The sequence below is a fragment of the Kitasatospora sp. NPDC093102 genome, from assembly GCF_040683915.1.
In the GTDB taxonomy this organism is placed as follows: Bacteria; Actinomycetota; Actinomycetes; order Streptomycetales; family Streptomycetaceae; genus Kitasatospora.
Window position 1 is genome coordinate 55,840 of record NZ_JBFBFA010000024.1, and the last position, 17,456, is coordinate 73,295.

The following is a 17,456-nucleotide window of genomic DNA, read 5'->3' on the forward strand; positions in this document are numbered from 1 at the left end:
GGTGCCGCCCTTCCCCTCCTGATCCACCGGCACCACCACGCTTCACCTGCCGGCGCGCACACCCGCCCCCCCTCGCGACCGCGCGCGCCCCGCGCCCCGAGCCCGGTCGGCCCCGCCCCCCCCCGCTTCGGCGGGGCCGACCGTCCCTTCCCCCACCTCGCTCCGCACGAACAAAGGTGTGAGTCATGAGCGCGTTCCACTGGCTGAACGAGCAGTTCGACTTCTTCGGCCTCCCCGTCTACTGGTCCGACTTCCTGGGCAACATCCTGGCGCTCGCCACCGTCTGGCTGGCCCTGCGGCGCTCGCTGGTGGCCTGGCCGGTGCAGATCCTCGGCTCGGTGCTGCTGCTGATCGCCAGCCTGAACGTGCACCTCGGCGGCAACGCCGCCCGACAGATCGTCATCATCGTCTCGGCCTCCTGGGGCTGGGCGACCTGGAAGCGCAGCCGGGAGCAGGAAGGCACCATCAACGTCCGCTGGGCGTCCGGGCGGGAACGCGCGGTGCTGATGGCCGCGATGGTGCTGGGGACGGCCGCGTTCGGCGCGGTGCTGAAGGGGACGGACGCCTCGTTCTACCCCGGGGCGCCGTGGTGGATGGTCCTCGCGGACGCCTGGATCTTCGTCGGCTCGATCCTCGCCATGTACAGCCAGGCCCGCCGCCACGTGGAGTTCTGGTTCGTCTGGCTGGCCGTCGACCTGGTGGGCGTGCCGCTCGCGGTCCACTCCGAGCTGTACTTCTCCGGCATCGTCTACGGGATCTTCTTCGTGATGGTGCTGCTCGGCATCCGCGACTGGGCGTCCCGCAGCAGACCGCAGGAGATCGCCTCGCCGCTGGAGCCCGCCGTCCTGGTCGAGGGCCGGGACGACGCCCGCCCGGGCGGCAGCCCTGCTTCCCGGATCGGGGCGAGCGACTGACGGACAGTCAGTTCGACCGCATCGCACTCCGCCCGCGGGCCGGTCCCCTTCTCCGGGGCCCGGCCCGCGCCGGCGGGCGCCTGTGAGGCGGGCGGCCGTGGTCTCCGCGGTCCGCAGCTCCGACGGTCCCGGCAGCAGAATCCGCACGCCGCTCCCGTGCTCCCGTCCCTCCTCGGCTCCCGGGCCCGCACTGTGCCGGGCCGGTGCCGGGGCGCGCCGGCCGACGTCCTGTCGAAGGAGGCGGGTGGCGCCCGTGACGGGCGACACGGTGTTCACGGAACTCGCCCGGGCGGTGGGGGAGATGTTTACCGTACGGCCGCGTGCCGCCGTTCCGAAACACGCCGGCGAAGGCCGGATGGTGTCCGGGATTTTGACATCCCACTGAAATTCATACAGTCTTCTCCGCATGTCTGACCGTCACCCGATCGAGTGCGCCGCCATCGAGCTGGCGCTGATCGGCGTGGCCGCGCACTGCGTTTCCGACAATCTCTGTCGCTGAATCCGCCTGTCCCGACGCGTTTGCGGTGATCGCCGCGTCGGGGCGTCGCCCCTTCCTGCGGGCGCGGTGCCGCTCACTCTTCCCAAGGCCTCACTGTCGCCCGCCTTCCTCCGTGCACAATCGGTAGCGAAAGGCCCCCTTTCCGATGTCTCGAACCACCTTCACCCCTCGCCGCCTCGCCGCGGCGACCGTCACCGTCGCCCTGGTCGTCGGAGTGGCGGCGTGCGGACCGAAGGCCGACGGCGGTGGAAGCGCCGACAAGGGCGCCGCGCCGCAGCAGGGCGGCACCCTCACCGTCCTCAACCAGAACCCGCAGGACCAGTTCGACCCCGCACGGCTCTACACCTCCGGCGGCGGGAACGTCCCCTCGCTGGTCTTCCGCACCCTCACCACCCGCAACCGGGCCGACGGCGCGGCCGGCACGAAGGTCGTCCCGGACCTCGCCACGGACACCGGCACCCCGTCGGAGGGCGCGACGGTGTGGACGTACCACCTCAAGGACGGCCTCAAGTTCGAGGACGGCTCGCCGATCACCGCCACCGACATCAAGTACGGCATCGAAAGGTCATTCGCCCCCGAACTCTCCGGCGGGGCACCGTTCCTGAGGGACTGGCTGGTCGGCGCCGCGGACTACCAGGGCCCGTACAAGGACGACCGCGGTCTGACCGCCATCGAGACGCCGGACGAGAAGACCATCGTCTTCCACCTCAACAAGCCCGAGGGCGACTTCCCGTACCTGGCGACCCAGACGCAGTTCGCACCCGTCCCGAAGGCCAAGGACACCGGGACGAAGTACCAGGACCACCCCATTTCCTCCGGCCCCTACCAGGTCGTCAAGAACGAGAACGACGGCACGCACCTCGTCCTCAAGCGCAACCCCAACTGGTCCTCGGCGACGGACGACCAGCGCAAGGCGTACCCGGACACCATCGACGTGCAGTCCGGGCTCGACTCGGCGGTGATCAACCAGCGGCTCTCCGCCAGCACCGGCCCCGACGCGGCCGCCGTCACCACCGACACCAACCTCGGCCCCTCCGAACTCGCCCAGGTGAAGGACGACAAGGCCCTCGCCGCCCGCGTCGGCACCGGCCACTTCGGCTACGTCAACTACCTGGCGTTCAACACCAAGGTCAAGCCCTTCGACGACCCCAAGGTCCGGCAGGCCATCGCCTACGCGATCAACCGCACCTCGGTCGTCAACGCCGCCGGCGGCTCCTCGCTCGCCGAGGCCGCCACCACCTACCTGCCCAACCAGGAGACCTTCGGGTACACGCCCTACGACCCGTTCCCGGCCGGCGCCACCGGCAACCCGGAGAAGGCCAGGGAGCTGCTGAAGGAGGCCGGCTACCCGGACGGCCTGACGATCACGCTCACCCACTCCGCCGAAACGGGCAAGGGCTACGGCCCGAACCTGGCCACCGCCGTCCAGGACGGTCTGAAGGCGGCCGGGATCACCGTCCAGCTCGACGTCCTGGACGGCACCAAGTACTCCAAGACGATCCACACCGTCGGCACCGAGCCCGGCCTCTTCCTCGCCGGCTGGGGCGCCGACTGGCCGTCCGGCGGCCCGTTCCTCGCGCCGGTCTTCGACGGCCGGCAGATCGTCACCGACGGCTACAACTTCAACTCCGCCCAGCTGAACGATCCGTCGGTGAACGACGAGATCGACCAGATCAACAAGATCACCGACCACGCCGAGGCCGCCAAGCGCTGGGGCGCCCTGGACAAGCGGATCGGCGAGCAGGCCCTCACCATCCCGCTCTTCCACCCCGTCTACAAGCGGCTGTCCGGCAAGGACGTCCGCAACATCGTCATCAGCGACTGGACCGGCGTGCTCGACATCTCCCAGGTCGCGGTCAAGTAGCGGACGGGACCGGACGGATCGATCGGACAACCATGGCTCCACAGGAACCCAGAGCCGGGCAGGCCCTCGCGGCCTCCCCGGCCGCCGGGGGACGGCAGGTGTGGCGGCGGCTGCTCGCGCGGCGCGCCGTCCTCGCCGCCGGCCTCGTCATCGTCCTGCTCGCGCTGACCGCGGCGGCGGCACCGCTGCTCAGCGCGATCGAAGGCCAGGACCCCACCAGCTTCCACAACGACCTGCTCGACTCGGCGGCCGGCGGGGTGCCCACCGGCTCCTTCGGCGGCGTCAGCGCCGAGCACTGGCTCGGCGTCGAACCGGGCACCGGGCGCGACGTGTTCGCCCGGCTCGTCCACGGCGCCCGGATCTCGCTGCTCGTCGCCGTCGGCGCCACCCTCGTGCAGGTCACGATCGGCGTCCTGCTCGGCCTCGCCGCGGGCCTCGGCAGCCGGCTGCTTGACCAGCTGATCGGCAACACCACCGAGGTGATGCTCGCGCTGCCCTCGCTGGTCTTCGCCATCTCGCTGATGGCCATCGTGCCCTCCGACTTCCCCCGCCCGCTCCTGCTGACCCTGGTCATCGGGCTGCTGGGCTGGGGCGGCACCTCACGGCTGGTCCGGGCCCAGACGCTCAGCCTCAAACAGCTCGACTACGTGGCCGCGGCCCGGCTCGCCGGCGCCGGCCGCTGGCGGATCGCCCGCCGGGAACTGCTGCCGTCCCTGGCCGCGCCGGTCATCACCTACGCGGCGGTGCTGCTGCCGTCCAACGTGATCGGCGAGGCCGGGCTGTCCTTCCTCGGCGTGGGCGTCAAGCCGCCGACCTCGTCGTGGGGCCAGATGCTCTCCGGCGCGACCACGTGGTTCCGCGCGGACCCGATGTACGTGCTGCTCCCGTCCGCGCTGCTGTTCGCCACCGTGCTCGCCTTCACCGTGCTCGGCGACGCCGTCCGCACCGAGCTCGACCCCCGCGCGGCCTCCCGGCTGCGGGTCGGCACGGCGCGCGGCGCCGACGGTCCGACGGCGGACGGGTCCGCCTCGGGCGCCCGTCCTTCGAGCACCACCGAGGAGGCCACCGCATGACCCGCTTCCTGCTCCGCAAGGCCGTCGGCATGCTCGGCGTCCTGCTCGCCCTCTCCCTGATCGTCTACGCGGTCTTCTACATCGCCCCCGGCGACCCCGCCCAGCTGGCCTGCGGCGAGAAGTGCAGCCCCGCCCAGGTCGCCCAGGTGCGCGAACGGCTGGGCCTCGACGCGCCGGTCCACCTGCAGTACGCCCACTTCCTCCAGGGCCTCGTCGCCGGCCGCGACTTCAGCGCCGGGACGGGCCTGCTGCACTGCCAGGCGCCCTGCCTGGGCATCTCCTACCGCAGCGGCGAGCAGGTCACCGACATGATCGCCGCCCGCCTTCCGGTGACGACCTCGCTGGCGCTCGGCGCGATGGTGGTCTGGCTGATCCTCGGGGTCGGCACCGGGCTGCTCTCCGCGCTGCGCCGGGGCCGGCTCAGCGAGCGCCTGCTGACCGCGCTGACGCTGGCCGGCAACTCCGTCCCGGTGTTCGTCATCGGGCTGGTGCTGCTCATCGTCTTCTGCGCCCAGCTCCAGTGGCTGCCGTTCCCGAGCTACGTGCCGCTCACCGAGGACCCGCAGCAGTGGTTCTGGGGCCTGCTGCTGCCCTGGATCTCGCTCGCGCTCATCGAGTCCGCCAAGTACGCCCGGCTGACCCGCTCGTCCATGCTGGAGACCCTGGCCGACGACCACATCCGGACCTTCCGGGCGTACGGCGTCAGCGAACGGCGCCTGGTGACCAGGCACGCGCTGCGCGGCGCGCTCACCCCGGTGATCGCGCTCACCGCCATGGACCTCGGGACGTTGTTCGGGGCCGCCGTGCTGACCGAGTCGCTCTTCGGCCTCCCGGGGCTCGGCAAGCTGCTGGTCACCTCCGTGGGCCTGATCGACCTGCCGACCGTCGTGGGCCTCACCCTCGTCACCGGGTTCTTCGTGGTCCTCGCCAACGCCATCGCGGACGTGCTCTACGCGGTGTCCGACCGAAGGGTGGTCCTGACATGAGCGCCGAACCCCTGAGCGCCGGGCCCCTGGTCGACGTCCGGGACCTGGTCGTCGACTTCCCGGTCGGTGACGGCCACGTCCGCGCCGTCGACGGCGTGGGCTTCACCCTGGAGGCCGGGCAGGCGCTCGGCATCGTCGGCGAGTCCGGCTCCGGCAAGAGCACCGTCGCCTACGGACTGCTCGGCCTGCACCGCGGGACCGGCGCCCGGATCGGCGGCTCGGTCCGGGTCGCCGGCGTCGACGCCGTCACCGCCGAGGGTGACGAACTGCGGCGCCTGCGCGGCGGGTTGGCCGCCATGGTGTTCCAGGACCCGCTCTCCGCCCTCGACCCGTACTACGCGGTGGGGGACCAGATCGCCGAGGTCGTGCGGGTCCACCGGGACGTCTCCCGCCGGGACGCCCGGGCCCGGGCCGTCGAGGTGCTCGACCGCGTCGGCATCCCCGATGCGGCGCGCCGCTCGCGGTCGCGCCCGCACGAGTTCAGCGGCGGCATGCGCCAGCGGGTGCTGATCGCGATGGCGCTGGCCTGCGAACCGCGGCTGCTGGTCGCCGACGAGCCGACGACCGCGCTCGACGTCACCGTCCAGGCCCAGATCCTCGACCTGCTGCACGAGTTGCGCGCCGAGACCGGGGCCGGGCTGATCCTGGTCACCCACGACCTGGGCGTGGTCGCCGGGAGCGTCGACCGGGTGCTGGTGATGAAGGACGGCCGGGCGGTGGAACACGGCCCGGTCACCGAGGTGCTGGGCACTCCGCGCGAGCCGTACACCCGCGCGCTGCTGTCGGCGGTGCCCCGGGTCGACGCCCCGCAGGCCCCCGCCGGGCCTGCCGCTTCCACTGGGCCCGCCGGGGGCGACGTCCTGCTCGAAGCCACCGACCTGCGCCGGGAGTTCGCCACCCGCGGCCTCGCCCGGCGCACCGCCCCCGTGACCGCCGTGGACGGCGTCTCGCTCACCGTGCGGTCCGGCGAGACGCTGGGCATCGTCGGCGAGTCCGGCTCCGGGAAGACCACGCTCGGACGGATGCTCGTCCGGCTGCTGGAGCCGACCGGCGGCCGGCTCCACTACCGCGGCCGGGACATCGGAGCGCTCGGGGAGAGGGAACTGCGCCCGCTCCGCCAGGAGTTGCAGATGGTCTTCCAGGACCCGGTCTCCTCGCTCAACCCGCGCCGCAGCATCGGGGAGTCCGTCGCCGACCCGCTGCGCGTCGCGGGCGAGAGCGACGAGCGCCGCATCCGCACCCGGGTCGGCGATCTCCTCGAACGCGTCGGGCTCGACGCCGACTGGTACCACCGCTATCCGCACGAGTTCTCCGGCGGGCAGCGGCAGCGGGTCGGCATCGCCCGGGCGCTGGCACCCGGGCCGCGGCTGATCGTCTGCGACGAGCCGGTCTCCGCGCTGGACGTCACCACCCAGGCCCAGGTGGTCGAGCTGCTGGGTGAGCTGCAACGCGACCTCGGCCTCGCACTGGTCTTCATCGCCCACGACCTCGCCGTGGTCCGGCAGGTGAGCGACCGCGTCGCGGTCATGCGGGCCGGACGGATCGTGGAACAGGGCGACGCCGACGCCGTGTACGACTCACCCCAGCACGACTACACCAAGGGCCTGCTGGCCGCCGTCCCGGTGCTCGACCCCGCCGAGGCGACCGCCCGCCGCCACGCCCGACTGGCGTCCGCCGACGCCTGACCGGCCCCGCGCCGTCACGGGTGGAGCCCCCGACACACGTCGGAGGCTCCACCCGTCGGGCCTGCCAGGACCCGGGGCGCCGGCCCGAAGACGTGGGCCTCGCCCCCTCGACGCTCGCTGGGGAGCCGTGCTCCTGGGCGGCCCGGCCGCTGCCACCCTGCCGGGGCCGGCCCGAACTCGGGCAGCGCAGCCGGGCCCGGCCCGGAAGGACGCCGTCGGATTGACACGGCCATCCGGGGGCCACAGCGTGGCAGGTAGCACTCTCCCGTGCTGGTCGGTCCCGGTTCCGCCGTGTCGAGGACGTCGGTGCGGAGCGGGGCGGCGCGGCAGGCCTCGCGATGCCCGCCGGACCCGAGAGGAACTGGTACAGGCGATGTCGGACGGACGAACGGCCAGGCGCATTGCGAAGTTCATCAAGCCGCTGCGGGTGAAGCCGGGGTCGCGGGTGAACCTCGCGGAGGACTTCGACCCCCGGTACAAGGCGGGCATGAAGAAGCGCGAGGGCGTCGAGCTGCTGCACACCGGCGTGTCGCTGCTCTCGGAGTACCAGGCACGGCTGGCCGCCCAGGACACCTACGGAGTGCTGTTCTGCCTCCAGGCGCTCGACGCCGGGGGGAAGGACGGAACGATCCGTCACGTCATGAGCGGGGTGAATCCGCAGGGCGTCCACGTGAGCAGCTTCAAGGTGCCCTCCGCGGAGGAGCTCGGCCACGACTTCCTGTGGCGGTACGCGAAGCGGCTCCCGTCGCGCGGGGACATCGGGATCTTCAACCGGTCGCACTACGAGGAGGTCCTCGTGGTGCGTGTCCATCCGGAGAACCTCGACCGGCAGAAGCTGCCGGAGGAGGCGAAGGGTCCGGGGGTCTGGCACCGCCGGTACCGGGAGATCAACGACTGGGAGCGCTACCTCACCGACAACGGGATCAAGGTGGTGAAGGTCTTCCTGAACCTCTCCAAGGAGGAGCAGCGCAGCCGCTTCCTGGCGCGGATCGACCTGCCCGAGAAGAACTGGAAGTTCTCCGCGGCCGACATCCGCGAGCGCGAGCGCTGGGACGACTACCAGGAGGCGTTCTCCGACATGCTGTCGGCCACGAGCACGCCGTGGGCGCCCTGGTACGTCGTGCCGGCCGACCGCAAGTGGTTCGCGCGCATCTGCTCGGCGGCGGTGCTCGCGCACACGCTGATCGAGATCGATCCGCAGTTCCCCACGGTCGACGAGCAGGCCCGGAAGGAACTCCGCGCGGCCAAGCGCCGGCTGGAGGACGAGGCCCCCCGAGGCGGCCGCGCGTGACCCGTACGCGCAGACGCGCCGGACCGACCGACGCCCGGGTGGACGTTCCCGGATCTTGAGGAGTGACGATGGCGGAGCAAGTGAAGGTGGCGGAGCAGGTTGGGCCGTCCGGCCCGCAGGAGTCCCCGGACCCCTGGTACGCGCGTCCTCCCCGGGAGGTCGCGTCCTCGCTCAGGGCGGACCCGGCGACCGGGCTCACCGCCGCCCGGGCGGCCGAACTGCTCGCCGCGAACGGGCCGAACGCGTTGCCCGAGGAGAAGCCGAGGCCGGACTGGCTGCGCTTCCTCGACCAGTACCGCAGCTACATGCAGATCATCCTGGTGGCGGCGGCGGTGGTCTCGCTGGCGATCAAGGAGTGGACCACCGGGGTCCTGCTGATCGTCCTGACGCTGTTCAACGCGGTGGTCGGCCTGCGGCAGGAGGGCAAGGCCGAGAGCGCGATGAACGCGCTGAGGTCGATGATGAAGGCCACCGCGCGGGTGCGGCGGGACGGGACGGAGGCGGAGGTCCCGGCCGAACAGCTGGTCGTGGGCGACGTGGTGCTCGTCGCGGCGGGCGACGAGATCCCGGCGGACGGACGGATCGTCGAGGCCAGCGCGCTGCAGATCGACGAGTCGGCGCTGACCGGCGAGAGCGTCCCCGCCGCCAAGGACGCCGGCACACTGCCGGCCGAGCGGCTGGGCCCGGGCGACCAGACCAACATGGCGTTCATGAACACCCCGGTCACCCACGGCAGCGGACTGCTCGTCATCACCGCGACGGGCGCCGACACCGAACTGGGCAAGATCTCCGGGATGCTGTCGGCGACCGAGAGGGAGCAGTCGCCGCTCACCAGGGAGCTCAACACCCTGACGCTGTGGATCGCGGGGGCGGCCGGCCTGACCATGGTCGTGATGTTCGCGCTCGGCCGCAGCCGCGACCAGGCGTGGGACGCCCTCTTCGTCAGTGCGGTCTCGCTGGCCATCGCGGCCATCCCGGAGGCGTTGCCGACGGTCAGCCAGGTCATCCTCTCCGTCGGCAGCCTCAACCTGGCCAGGCGGCACGCGATCGTGAAGGAACTGCCGTCCGTCGAGACCCTCGGCTTCACATCGGCCATCAACTCCGACAAGACCGGCACCCTGACGATGAACCAGATGACGGTCGTGGAGGTGCTCAGCCCCACCGACCGCTACACCGTCTCCGGCACCGGCTACCGCCTCGACGGGCGGATCCACCACGCGGCGGGCTCCGCCCCGAGCATCGAGGATGCCGTCCTGCCCTACCTGGTCGCCAACGACGCGAAACTGGTCGACGGCGAGGTCGTCGGCGACCCGACCGAGGGCGCCCTGCTCGTTCTCGGCCACAAGGCCGGGCTGGACATCGAGGCCAGCCGGGAGCGTTTCCCCCGGCTCGCCACGCTGCCGTTCGACCCGAGCTACAAGCTGATGGCCAGCTTCAACGAGGCGAAGGACGCGGACGGCCGGGCGGTGGTGCGGTGCTTCGTGAAGGGCGCGGCCCCCGCGGTCCTGGCCCGCGCCTCCTCGGCCCTCTCGGAGGGCGTCGTCATCCCCTGGGACGCGGACCTCAGCGCACGCGCCCAGGCGCAGACCGAGCGGATGGGCGGCGAAGGACTGCGGGTGATGGCCGGGGCCGTCCGGGACCTGGACCCGGCGGACTTCGACCCGGACGGCGACCTGCTGGCGTTCGTCGAGGATCTGCGGATGACCAGCCTGGTGGCCATGGTCGACCCGCCGCGCGAGGAGTCACGGGCCGCGGTCGCCAGCGCGCAGGCCGCCCACATCCGGGTCCGCATGGTGACGGGCGACGACGTCACCACCGGAGCGGCCATCGCCCGCCAACTCGGCATCGAGGGTGAGGCCGTCCTCGGCGCCGACTTCGCCGCCCTGCCGGAGCACGAGCGACTGGCCCGGATCGACGGCATCGGCGTGGTCGGCCGGGTCGCGCCCGAGCACAAGGTGCTGCTCGCCGCCACGCTCAAGCAGAAGGGCGAGGTGGTCGCCATGACCGGCGACGGCGTCAACGACGCGCCGGCGATCAAGGCCGCCGACATCGGCATCGCCATGGGCAGCGGCACCGACGCGGCGAAGAACGCGAGCCGCATGGTCCTCGCCGACGACGACTTCGCCACCATCGTCTACGCCGTGGAGGAGGGCCGGAAGCTCTACGACAACCTCACCAAGTACATCCGGTTCGTCCTGGTGCTGCTGGTGACGTTCGTGCTGACCTTCCTCGGAGCCGCGCTCCTGAACATCGCCGCGGGCGAACCGTTCACCCCGGCGCAGGTCCTGTGGGTCCACTTCGTGGTCAACGCCCCGTTCGGCTTCGCCCTGGGCTTCGACCAGGAGAGCCCCGGTCTGATGCGGCGCACCCCGCGCCCGCGCGGCGAAACGGTGCTGACCAGGCCCGTGGTGATCACCGTCGGACTCGCCGGGCTGGCCGTCACGGTCGCCCTGCTCGGGCTGACCAAGCTGGGCGAGGCGCACTACCACAGCACGCACGTCGGCAACTCGATCGCGTTCACCGCCTTCGCGCTCTGCCTGATCGTGGCGGCCTACGAGTGCCGCAGTGAGCGCGGCTCCGCGCTGACCGTCAGCACCTTCGACAGCAAGCAGATGAACCTGGCGGCCCTGGGCGAGTTCGTCCTGGCGGTGCTGGTCACCCAGATGGACGTGTTCCACCGCATCCTCGGAACCACCGACATCGACGCCCGACAGTTCGGATGGGCCCTGCTGGCCGCCGTCGCGCTCCTGCTGCTGTGGGAGCTGGGCAAGTTCGTGGCCCGCAGACTGCCGGCGGCCCGTGGCGGGGCGGCGATCGACTCCCGTCCGTGACGGTGTTCCGGAGTCGGCCGAACAGCCGGAGCCGGTACGGTGGTTCGTCCCCAGCACCCAGGCGAACGTCGAGGTGGACATCACCGCGCCGGATTCGTGACAACGGCCTCGACGAGCAGGCAGGAGCATCCCGCCCGATGACCCGACACGACCGGTTCGCCCCTCACCCCGAGACGCACACCGCCTCCCGGGCCGGTTGGCTGCGCGCCGCCGTGCTCGGCGCCAACGACGGCCTGGTCTCCATCGCCAGCCTCATGGTCGGCCTGGCCGCCAGTGGCGTGAGCACCTCCACCGTGGTCACCGGAGGCCTGGCAGGCCTGTCGGCAGGGGCCATGTCCATGGCCGCGGGCGAGTACGTCTCCGTCAGCTCCCAGGTCGACGTCGAGACCGCCGACCGCGCCAAGGAGGCCCGTGAACTCGCCGAAGCCCCCGAAGCCGAACTCGCCGAACTCACCGCCATCTACGAGAACCGCGGCGTCCCCCGCGACCTCGCCCGCCAGGTGGCCGAGGCCCTGCATGCGGCCGACCCGCTACAGGCCCACCTGCGCGACGAACTCGGCCACAACGAACAGACCGCCGCCAACCCCCTCCAGGCCGCCCTCGCCTCCGCCGCCAGCTTCCTCGTCGGCGGACTCCTGCCCTTCCTCGGTCTCCTCGCGTCCTCCAGCACGGCCCGACTGTGGCTGATCGTCGTCGTCACCCTCTGCGGCCTCGCCCTCGCCGGCGTACTGGGCGCCCGCGCCGCCGGCACCACCGTGCTGGGGCCCGCCGCCCGTGTTGTCATCGGCGGCGGCCTCGCCATGGCGGTCACGGCCGCCGTCGGCCAGATCGCCCATGTCTCCGGTGTCTGAACCGCCGCCGCCGAGGATCCGGTGCTCCGACATCGGGCCGTGGGGCGCCTTCCGCGTCACGCCGAGGCACATCGTGAGGTCGCCGATGGACGATGCCACGCGGCGTCGACGGCAAGCACCCCGGGCGATGGGGCCGTTCGACCCTTGTGGCAGGTCCGGCTTGCGCGCAGCGTAGGCGTGCATCGGATCGGGGCCGGACATCAGAAGAAGGACGGGCATGAGCACGGAGATCGCAGTGGTGGCCTTCGGGGGCATCCCGCGCGAGGTGCTGGCGGAGGGACGCGCGAGGATCGCGGCGGCCTCCCAGAGCGCCAACGCGCTGGTCGAGGCGCTGAAGGTCAAGCTGTCGACCACCGGATCGGGCGTGCTGGCGCAGGTGAACGCCGAGGTGGACGGCCGGCGGGTTCGGGTCCAGGAGGCGGCGCAGGACTTCACCGAGGCCGTGGACCGTATCGGTGATCAGCTGCGCCGACGCATCGCGGCCGTCACCGGGACCTGGAAACCCCGGCCCTGGCCCCGACCCGTCCAGCCCGGGGACACGGCCCCCCGGGACGGGGCCCGGCTGATCACCCGCGTCAAGTCGCCGTCGCTGGTCTGGTGTTCACCGGACGCTGCGATCCGCACGCTGGACGCGATGGACTACGACATCCACCTGTTCACCGACCCGGCCACCGAGACCGACGCCGTCGTCTACCGCACCGGGCCGACCGGATACCGCCTGGCCCGTACCGTTGCCGCCGCCCCGCCCCGCCGGTCCACCGCACCGCTCACCCTCAGCCCCGTCGGCGCCCGGCACCTGACGGACGAGCAGGCGGTGAACCGCGTGGAGGACGCGCAACTGCCGTTCCTGTTCTACGCCGATCCCGCCACCGGGCGGGGCCGTGTCCTGTACCGCCGCTTCGAAGGCCACCTCGGCCTGATCGCGGGCCGGCCGTGAGGGACAAAGCCGTCCGCCGGCACCTCAAGGCACGACTGCGGCCCCGGCCGGCCGTCGCCGCCCGGCACATGGTGCCGCTGGAACGGAAGGACTGCCTGCGTCTGCTCGCCGGCGTGCCGCTCGGCCGGGTCGTCTTCACCAAGGACGCCCTGCCGGCCATCCGGCCGGTCAACCACGTCGTCGCCGACGGCGCGATCATCATCCGCACCCACGAGGGCGCCGCCCTGACCTCTGCCGCGGGCGTACCCGGCGCGCCCGGCCCGGTCGTCGCGTACGAGGCCGACGCCATTGACCTCGACACCCACCTGGGGTGGAGCGTCGTCGTCACCGGCTACGCGGAGCTCGTCACCGACCCGGCCGAGGTGCGGCGCTACGAGGAGCTGGCCACCCCCTGGGTGGACGCCGCGATGCACCACGTCGTGCGCATCCGCCCCGAGCTCGTCACCGGCTTCCTCCTCGCCGCCGGACCCGAGGCGGGCGGCGCCACCCGGCAGCGGCCCGGCCGTCCGACGTAGGGCCTGCCCGATCCGCGACCGCGGGAAGGGGTGATGCCGGCCCCGCCCGGGTGCTGGGTGCCGGGCGTCGCCGGTGTGGTTCCTCCGCGGACGCGGCCGGTGGTGTCAGCCCGCCCGGTTGTCGCGGGGGGTGCGGCCGCTCCAGAGGGGTTCGAGAAGCATCCAGGAGTGCTGCCAGGCCAGGTCGGCCCGGCGGTCGAGGACCATCAGACGGATGCTGAGACCGGCGATGGCGAGAGCGGCGAGGCCGCCGAACGCGAGGAGCCCGAGGCAGGCGGCTTCGGCGGCGGCATGGATCGCCCCGGGAGGGGCGGGGACGGGCCGGCCGGTGTCGTCGACCCGGATCCCGACGGCCGAGCCGGCGACGGTGCCGGCGGGAACGGCGACGGTTCCGGTGCCGCTGCGGCCGTCGGGGGAGGTCCATACGGCCTCGGCCTCGTACCGCGTCCTACCGGTGCCGGTCTCGATCCGCCGGTGTGCCGGGGTGAGTGCGACCGCCTGGACGCCGTGCAGGCGGGCGGCCGCCACGGAGTCCTGGTGCCGGGCCGAGACGAAGTCGGCCGTCGCCGCACCGGCGCAGCAGGGCAGGGCCAGCCCGATGCCGAGCGCGGTCAGCAGCAGGGCCCGGCTGCGTGCGCGGTCGACCGGGCGGACCAGCGGGTTGCCGCCCCGCCGGAACGCCTGCCGCAGGTGGTTGCGCGAGCGCGGGACCGGGCCGGCCGGCCCGGAAACGGCGGTCATGTCGGTGCTCCTCCTCCAACGGCCTGGTGGACGGCGGCGGGCGCGGTCCGTTCTCACGGATGGGGGACCACGGCCACCGGCGCGGTGGAGTGATGGAGCACGGCGTGGGCGACGGGTCCGAGCAGCATGCCGAGGCGGTGCCGGCGCTCGCGTCGGCCGATGACGACCAGCTCGGCACCGGCGGCCGCCGCGTCCAGGACGGCCATCGCCCCGCCGCCGAGCCGGACGTCCTCGACGACCGCCACGTCCGGATGCCTCCTGCGGTGGTCCGCGAGGTGCTCTGAGAGCAGGGCCGCCTCCGTGCGCTCCTGTCCGGGAATGTCCATCGGGGGCGGCATCATGCTGCCGTAGGCCCAGGCCGGGAGCGGTTCCCAGCCGTGGACGGCGCGCAGTGCGGCACCGCGGCGTTCCGCCTCCGCGAAGGCGAACGCGAGGACGGCCTCCCCGGGCTCGGAGGAGTCGAGCCCGACCACGACCTCACCGGAGGTTCCGGCGTTCCCTTGGGTGAGGGACGCCGCCTCGCGGACGAGGACCGTCGGAACGGTCGCCCGGGCGGCCACGGCGAGGGAGACCGAGCCGACGAGCAGGCCGGCGAATCCCCCGAGGCCCCGGGAGCCGAGCACCAGCAGCTCCTGCTCCCGCGCTTCGGCGACCAGCCCGTCCACCGGGTCGTCGGGCCGCACCGCGGTCTCCACCGTCAGGTCCGGGTGGGCGAGGCGGATCCGGTCGGCGACACGGGCGAGGGCGTCGAGTGCGGCGGGCCGGAGGTCCCCGGGCTCGGCCCGGTCCACGTTCTCGTCGCTCAGCCAGGGCCAGACGTGCAGGAGGCGCAGGGGCGCTCCGAGCCGCTGGGCCTGCGCTGCCGCCCACATGGCGGCGCTCTCGCTCCGCGGTGAGCCGTCGAGGCCGGCCAGGACGTGTCGCGTCGTCACGGATGCTCCCTTGAAGTCGGGTCGAGGGCCGGGCACGACCGCCGCCCGGTGAGCACCAATCTCCCGCCGGGCCTCGCGGAACCCCAGGGCCGGACGGAACCTGTCGGTGGGCCGGTGGTCCCGACCGGGACGGATCCGGCAGCGCGTCATGCGCCGAGCGTCATGCGGCATACGACATGCGCCGGTGCACGGCGCGGTCCGGGGCCCGGGACCATCGGGCGGGGAAACCGGGACCATCGGGCGGGGAAACCGGGACCGCCGGTGCGGGGACCGGGACCGTTGGCCCATGGGACGCGCCGCTCGCCGATCCGAGGATCTTCTACGACGGGCCACGGCGGGAACGGGGCCCGTCCACCCGGAACCCCGGCCCACGACCCCGCCGAAACGCACACCACGGTCTGACGCACCAGGAAGGGAACCACGATGAACCGACTGCAGACCCGACCCGCCCCCGCCATCACGGTGACGACCCGCGGCGAGGTCACCCTGGCCGCGCCCGACTACGCCAGGACGAAGCTGCTCGCCGTCCTGGAGAAGATCGACGAACCGGTCCTCGACGTCCGGGTGAAGCTCACCCAGGAGCCCAACCACGCCGTGGCCAAGCCGTCGACCGCCCAGGCCACGCTCGACCTGAACGGCCGGCCCGTGCGCGCCCACGTCGCCGCCGCCACCATGCAGGAAGCCGTGGACCTGCTCCAGGACCGGCTGAACGCCAGGATCGCCCGGGTCCGGACCCACCACCGGCACCACCGCCACCACGCCGAGCGGCCCGTCGCCGGGCAGGAACACCGGCCGCAGCGCCGGGTGCTGGATGCCGAGGAGCGCCGCATCGTGCGGCACAAGAGCTACAGCCTCGCGCGTCAGACCACGTGGGCGGCGGTGTTCGAACTGGACGCGATGGACTACGACTTCCACCTGTACACCGACGCGGTGACGGGCTGCGACAGCCTCGTCCACCACGACGGGCCGGCGGGGGAGTACCGGATCGCCTCGGCCGGAACGGCGCCGGAGACCGAGCCGGGCATCTCGGCGAGCACCGACGCGGTGCCCGAACTGACCGTCGCCGACGCCGTCTCGCGGCTCGACCTCAGCGGCCTGCCGTTCGTCTTCTTCACCAACAGCGAGACCGGGCGCGGCAACGTCCTGTACCACCGGTACGACGGCCACTACGGCGTCATCACCCCCGCGGACTAGGGAACGAGGGGTGGGGCCCGGTCGGTCGCTGGACCCGACCGGGCCCCGCTGAACGGAAGCCGTGGGCCGGCGGGTTCAGACCGGACGCGGTTCTGTCGAACCCCGGAGGGGGCGACGTCCGTGCTACCGGCTGAGGGCGGTCGGCAGCCGGCCCGAGGAACGGACGAGGAGGACAGCGACGGCCTGGTACCAGGGGGCGGGCCGGATCACGGTGACGGCGGCGGAGGGGCGGTTCCCGCAGCGGGCGGTGGTGACCGTCCGGGGCGCCGCTCCGGTGGAGATCCCGGGCGAGGTCGGCGCCGTCAACTTCGTGGAGGCGGAGAGCTGGCAGCTCGACCTGGAGCACCGGGACCAGGGCGAGTGGTACCCCAACGTCCGTGCGGTGCAGGGCCGGTGGCAGGAGATTCGGGGCGTGCTGACGCAGGTCGTGCACAGCCGCAACCAGGACCGGGCGGGCGACCGGCAGGACCGCAACCTGGTGCTGCGGATCGAGCGGGTCGTGCCGGGCCCGGGCGTGCGGACGACCACCTCGGGCGGCGCGACCTGGACCACCACCTCGTCCGGGACGGCCGCCCCGGCCCGGACGGCGACCACGGCCGGCTCCTGGAACGGCTGACCGGGCCGGTCACGGCCTCAGGCGCGCCGGCCTGGCCCGCGCCGGCTCCACCTGACGGGTCATCCGCCCCCGCTCGGTGGCGGTTCCAGGGCCCGCTCCCAGTGCCGGAGCGCCTCGGCCCGGCCGGAAGAGCGTTTGGGCCAGGTTGTTGAGCGCGAGGACAGCAGCCGCGGATCGCCCCGCGTGGTGGGCGCCGGGAGCCGGGCCGGGCGGGTGGCGGCAGAGGTAGCCCGGGTCGGTCATCGCGGTGACGGTGAACGGCGCGGTGAACGCCGTGTCGTTGCCGGTTCGATCCTCTGACCGCGTGGGGGCGGGCGCAGGGGAGGCCCAAGGGGCGGGCGCAGGAGGGACGAGCGCGTGGGAGCTTCGGGGGGAGGGGCGAGCGCGTCGGAGTTTCGGGGAGGGGCACCGCGCGAACTCAGGTGGCCACCGGGGACGCGGAGTTCAGGATCGCGACCCGACGGGGCGCGTCAGCAGCCATGGTCAGGGAGGCTTCCCAAGTGTTCCGCGGGCCATCGCGGGTTGCC

14 protein-coding genes and 1 pseudogene are annotated in these 17,456 nt (G+C 72.9%); 13 read left to right on the top strand and 2 right to left on the bottom strand.

All coding sequences use genetic code 11. From position 1 onward, the window contains the following. Nucleotides 1–185: 185 nt before the first annotated feature. The 11 genes and pseudogenes from AB0O11_RS25935 (at nucleotide 186) to AB0O11_RS25985 (ending at nucleotide 13,446) form a co-directional block, all read left to right on the top strand. Nucleotides 186–914, top strand: a complete 729-nt coding sequence (locus tag AB0O11_RS25935; protein WP_363391574.1) for a nicotinamide mononucleotide transporter family protein — start codon at nucleotides 186–188, stop codon at nucleotides 912–914. A 406-nt stretch (nucleotides 915–1,320) separates the two neighbouring features. Then, entirely contained in the window at nucleotides 1,321–1,413 is a 93-nt protein-coding gene (locus AB0O11_RS25940) for an Ms4533A family Cys-rich leader peptide (protein ID WP_317620150.1), read from the top strand. A gap of 145 nt (nucleotides 1,414–1,558) precedes the next feature. Continuing rightward, entirely contained in the window at nucleotides 1,559–3,277 is a 1,719-nt protein-coding gene (locus tag AB0O11_RS25945; protein ID WP_363391576.1) for an ABC transporter substrate-binding protein, read from the top strand. A gap of 32 nt (nucleotides 3,278–3,309) precedes the next feature. Further along, on the top strand, nucleotides 3,310–4,350 hold the full coding sequence (locus tag AB0O11_RS25950; RefSeq protein ID WP_363391579.1) for an ABC transporter permease: 1,041 nt from the start codon (nucleotides 3,310–3,312) through the stop codon (nucleotides 4,348–4,350). After that, nucleotides 4,347–5,336, top strand: a complete 990-nt coding sequence (locus tag AB0O11_RS25955; RefSeq protein ID WP_363391582.1) for an ABC transporter permease — start codon at nucleotides 4,347–4,349, stop codon at nucleotides 5,334–5,336. The genes AB0O11_RS25950 and AB0O11_RS25955 overlap by 4 nt, the downstream gene beginning before the upstream one ends. Continuing rightward, nucleotides 5,333–7,021, top strand: coding sequence for an ABC transporter ATP-binding protein (locus tag AB0O11_RS25960; RefSeq protein ID WP_363391585.1), 1,689 nt, complete (start codon nucleotides 5,333–5,335; stop codon nucleotides 7,019–7,021). The genes AB0O11_RS25955 and AB0O11_RS25960 overlap by 4 nt, the downstream gene beginning before the upstream one ends. Nucleotides 7,022–7,394: 373 nt before the next feature. Further along, nucleotides 7,395–8,322 (top strand): annotated as a pseudogene (locus AB0O11_RS25965) (polyphosphate kinase 2 family protein); the annotation flags it as partial. Between the two features lie 58 nt (nucleotides 8,323–8,380). Beyond that, nucleotides 8,381–11,143 (top strand): HAD-IC family P-type ATPase, encoded by a 2,763-nt coding sequence (locus tag AB0O11_RS25970; RefSeq protein WP_363391587.1) that lies wholly within the window; start codon nucleotides 8,381–8,383, stop codon nucleotides 11,141–11,143. Nucleotides 11,144–11,280: 137 nt separating this feature from the next. Further along, the gene (locus AB0O11_RS25975; protein ID WP_224273589.1) at nucleotides 11,281–11,994 is read left to right on the top strand and encodes a VIT1/CCC1 transporter family protein; all 714 of its coding nucleotides are present in this window, start codon (nucleotides 11,281–11,283) and stop codon (nucleotides 11,992–11,994) included. 217 nt (nucleotides 11,995–12,211) lie between these two features. Continuing rightward, on the top strand, nucleotides 12,212–12,931 hold the full coding sequence (locus AB0O11_RS25980; RefSeq protein WP_363391591.1) for a sigma 54 modulation/S30EA ribosomal C-terminal domain-containing protein: 720 nt from the start codon (nucleotides 12,212–12,214) through the stop codon (nucleotides 12,929–12,931). Nucleotides 12,932–12,999: 68 nt separating this feature from the next. Then, nucleotides 13,000–13,446, top strand: coding sequence for a pyridoxamine 5'-phosphate oxidase family protein (locus AB0O11_RS25985; protein ID WP_363391659.1), 447 nt, complete (start codon nucleotides 13,000–13,002; stop codon nucleotides 13,444–13,446). 105 nt (nucleotides 13,447–13,551) lie between these two features. Here AB0O11_RS25985 and AB0O11_RS25990 read toward each other — a convergent pair whose 3' ends face one another. Both AB0O11_RS25990 and AB0O11_RS25995 read right to left on the bottom strand, forming a co-directional pair. After that, the gene (locus tag AB0O11_RS25990; RefSeq protein WP_363391594.1) at nucleotides 13,552–14,187 is read right to left on the bottom strand and encodes a hypothetical protein; all 636 of its coding nucleotides are present in this window, start codon (nucleotides 14,185–14,187) and stop codon (nucleotides 13,552–13,554) included. Nucleotides 14,188–14,240: 53 nt separating this feature from the next. Further along, nucleotides 14,241–15,119, bottom strand: coding sequence for a universal stress protein (locus AB0O11_RS25995; protein ID WP_363391597.1), 879 nt, complete (start codon nucleotides 15,117–15,119; stop codon nucleotides 14,241–14,243). Nucleotides 15,120–15,542: 423 nt separating this feature from the next. Here AB0O11_RS25995 and AB0O11_RS26000 point away from each other — a divergent pair, with 423 nt between their 5' ends. Together AB0O11_RS26000 and AB0O11_RS26005 are read left to right on the top strand one after the other, a co-directional pair. Next, nucleotides 15,543–16,313, top strand: a complete 771-nt coding sequence (locus AB0O11_RS26000) for a sigma 54 modulation/S30EA ribosomal C-terminal domain-containing protein (protein ID WP_363391600.1) — start codon at nucleotides 15,543–15,545, stop codon at nucleotides 16,311–16,313. Between the two features lie 211 nt (nucleotides 16,314–16,524). Further along, entirely contained in the window at nucleotides 16,525–16,929 is a 405-nt protein-coding gene (locus AB0O11_RS26005; RefSeq protein ID WP_363391603.1) for a hypothetical protein, read from the top strand. The last annotated feature ends 527 nt before the right edge of the window (nucleotides 16,930–17,456 follow it).

Coding starts and splice junctions, on each gene's coding strand:
- AB0O11_RS25935 (WP_363391574.1), top strand. CDS start 186: ATGAGCGCGTTCCACTGGCTGAACGAGCAGTTCGACTTCTTCGGCCTC.
- AB0O11_RS25940 (WP_317620150.1), top strand. CDS start 1,321: ATGTCTGACCGTCACCCGATCGAGTGCGCCGCCATCGAGCTGGCGCTG.
- AB0O11_RS25945 (WP_363391576.1), top strand. CDS start 1,559: ATGTCTCGAACCACCTTCACCCCTCGCCGCCTCGCCGCGGCGACCGTC.
- AB0O11_RS25950 (WP_363391579.1), top strand. CDS start 3,310: ATGGCTCCACAGGAACCCAGAGCCGGGCAGGCCCTCGCGGCCTCCCCG.
- AB0O11_RS25955 (WP_363391582.1), top strand. CDS start 4,347: ATGACCCGCTTCCTGCTCCGCAAGGCCGTCGGCATGCTCGGCGTCCTG.
- AB0O11_RS25960 (WP_363391585.1), top strand. CDS start 5,333: ATGAGCGCCGAACCCCTGAGCGCCGGGCCCCTGGTCGACGTCCGGGAC.
- AB0O11_RS25970 (WP_363391587.1), top strand. CDS start 8,381: ATGGCGGAGCAAGTGAAGGTGGCGGAGCAGGTTGGGCCGTCCGGCCCG.
- AB0O11_RS25975 (WP_224273589.1), top strand. CDS start 11,281: ATGACCCGACACGACCGGTTCGCCCCTCACCCCGAGACGCACACCGCC.
- AB0O11_RS25980 (WP_363391591.1), top strand. CDS start 12,212: ATGAGCACGGAGATCGCAGTGGTGGCCTTCGGGGGCATCCCGCGCGAG.
- AB0O11_RS25985 (WP_363391659.1), top strand. CDS start 13,000: ATGGTGCCGCTGGAACGGAAGGACTGCCTGCGTCTGCTCGCCGGCGTG.
- AB0O11_RS25990 (WP_363391594.1), bottom strand. CDS start 14,187: ATGACCGCCGTTTCCGGGCCGGCCGGCCCGGTCCCGCGCTCGCGCAAC.
- AB0O11_RS26000 (WP_363391600.1), top strand. CDS start 15,543: ATGAACCGACTGCAGACCCGACCCGCCCCCGCCATCACGGTGACGACC.